Origin of the sequence: Thiolapillus sp. (genome assembly GCF_048562965.1) — a bacterium.
GTDB classification, from domain to species: domain Bacteria; phylum Pseudomonadota; class Gammaproteobacteria; order Chromatiales; family Chromatiaceae; genus Thiolapillus; species Thiolapillus brandeum_A.
The window spans coordinates 1-693 of record NZ_JBHNMF010001333.1; the positions used below are offsets into that span (position 1 = coordinate 1).

1 protein-coding gene is annotated in these 693 nt (G+C 55.7%); it reads right to left on the minus strand.

Translation table 11 applies throughout. From position 1 onward, the window contains the following. Positions 1 to 114: 114 nt before the first annotated feature. A complete protein-coding gene (locus tag ACOCD2_RS24150) occupies positions 115 to 603 on the minus strand; it encodes a reverse transcriptase domain-containing protein (RefSeq protein ID WP_419626298.1) in 489 nt (162 codons plus the stop codon). Positions 604 to 693 lie beyond the last annotated feature (90 nt).

The following is a 693-nucleotide window of genomic DNA, read 5'->3' on the forward strand; positions in this document are numbered from 1 at the left end:
GCCTATTGCCGCATCTCCAGTTACCTGCAGACCATGGCAAATCAGGGATACAATCCGCTGGTCGCCATTCAAATGGCCTTTTCGGGACAGCTCTATGCTGATAGGGGTGAGTAGTTACTGCCATGCCAACGGCTCGTGTCGATGCTTTCGGCACCAGAGCCTCATCAGCTCCAGGCTTCGGCGCATCTTCTTTCTCGCCGTCTTGCGTTTTACCAGGTAGCGTCCCCTGCGATCCTTTCCCGCAATGTGCGTCAGGCCCAGAAAGTCAAACGTCTCGGACCTGCCTCCTCCTCTTGAGCTATTTCTCCCAAAGCGGCGTAGGTGGGTCTTGGCTTCGTTCAATTCCAGTCCGTATCGCTGGAGTTGTTCTTCCAGCGCGGTTCGCAGTGCGTCAGCGTCGGCTTTGTGCTCGAAGCTCAGGATGGCGTCGTCTGCGTAGCGGACGATGTATACCTCTCCTCTTGCATGCCGCTTTCGCCAGTGGCGGACATAGCTGTCCATCGCTTCGTTTAACACGATGTTCGCCAGCAGCGGGGAAATGATGGCCCCTTGCGGGGTGCCTCTCTTTTGCTTTTGGCGGTAACTACTCACCCCTATCAGCATAGAGCTGTCCCGAAAAGGCCATTTGAATGGCGACCAGCGGATTGTATCCCTGATTTGCCATGGTCTGCAGGTAACTGGAGATGCGGCAAT